Source organism: Bacillus sp. P4_D3 (assembly GCF_056401855.1).
In genome coordinates this window covers 1-1,555 of record NZ_JBFUIN010000714.1, presented here as the reverse complement: position 1 = coordinate 1,555, position 1,555 = coordinate 1, and the positions used below count along the sequence as shown (strand labels likewise).

The following is a 1,555-nucleotide window of genomic DNA, read 5'->3' as shown; positions in this document are numbered from 1 at the left end:
GGTGTAGCTACTATGATGGTGCCAAAAGAAGGAGGAGTAGTCTAATGAATATCGGGATTGAAGCGACAGGAGTATTCTTCCCAAAAGGCGTAGAGACAGCTGCAGACCTATCTAAAAAAACAGGTATCCCTGAGAATATTATTATAGAAAAATTTGGGCTATATGAAAAGCATGTCGCAGACGAAACGATGCATGCATCAGATTTAGCTATTGCTGCTGCAAAGCCAATATTACTACAAGTTAATCCTCAATCTATTGATGTAGTCATTTATTTTGGCAGTCCACATAAAGATTACCACGTATGGTCTAGTGCCCCAAAAATTCAGCATGAACTTGGATTGAAGAATGCTTATGCTTTTGAAATTATGAATGTTAGTTCTTGCTTTCCAATTGCTCTCAAAGTCGCAAAAGATATGCTCTACTCTGATAAATCAATTGAAAACATATTATTAGTAGGTGGATGTAAAGAATCTCAAATTGTAGATTATGATAATCCACGCTCACGTTTCATGTTTAATTTCGCTGATGGCGGAAGTGCAGCCTTAGTAAAAAAAGGCGCTAGCAACGGTGAAATATTAGGAAGTGCTATTATAACGGATGGTTCATTTCATGAAGATGTACGTATTCCAGCAGGTGGATCGAAACAAATTGCTAGCTATGATACGGTTGAGAATCGACAACATTATATCGATGTAATAGATCCTATTAGTATGAAAGAACGTTTAGATCTGGTTTCAACTCCTAATTTTGAAAAGGTTATTCGGGAGGCGTTAAGAAAAAGTGGATTAACTCCCAAAGATATTAAAGTATTATTACCACTGCATACAAAACGTTCTATGTTAATAGAATTGTTACAAGGATTGGGATTAGTAGAAGAACAAGTTGTATATTTAGATCATTATGGGCATATGTCAGCGCTTGATCCGTGTATCGGTCTTCACATTGCAAATGAACAAGGGAAATTACAGCCTGGAGATATTGCAGTAGCGGTTAGTGCAGGTACTGGGTATACTTGGGCAGCTACTGTGATTAGGTGGTAGTAAGCATGGATTTTATAAAAAAAATTATATGTTGTTTTTTCATTGTTACTGTGAGTCTAGGAATGTTTACTTCTGTAGGAAGTGCCTCAGCTGTAAAATATGTGAAATCATGGGGGAGAAAGGGGAGTGGAGAGGGAGAGTTTTCTCAACCTATGCAATTAGCAATTGATTCAAAAGATAATGTTTATGTTGTTGATCGAATCAATAATAGGATTCAAAAATTTGATAACGATGGTAAATTTCTTACTAAATGGGGTACAAATCATGGGGCAGGAAACTTAGATCCACTAGAAAATTGGAGAGAGGGTCCAGGAGATCTCTTTTTGCCAATAGGAATTGAAATTGATATAAATAATACGGTTTATGTCACAGATACTTCTAATAATCGTGTGAATATTTATAATGAAAATGGAATCTTTTTAGAGTCTTTTGGAAGTTTTAATGGTATGTCAGGGCAGTTTTTCTCACCACAAGGAATAGATGTAGATAGCCAAGGAAATATAATAATTACAGAT

1 protein-coding gene and 1 pseudogene are annotated in these 1,555 nt (G+C 35.8%); both read left to right on the top strand.

Translation table 11 applies throughout. The features are described 5' to 3' along the window. The first annotated feature begins 44 nt into the window (after positions 1-44). Entirely contained in the window at positions 45-1,040 is a 996-nt protein-coding gene (locus AC1DTM_RS25905) for a 3-oxoacyl-ACP synthase (RefSeq protein ID WP_016104546.1), read from the top strand. Positions 1,041-1,138: 98 nt separating this feature from the next. After that, positions 1,139-1,555 (top strand): annotated as a pseudogene (locus AC1DTM_RS25900) (6-bladed beta-propeller); the annotation flags it as partial.

Coding starts and splice junctions, on each gene's coding strand:
- AC1DTM_RS25905 (WP_016104546.1), top strand. CDS start 45: ATGAATATCGGGATTGAAGCGACAGGAGTATTCTTCCCAAAAGGCGTA.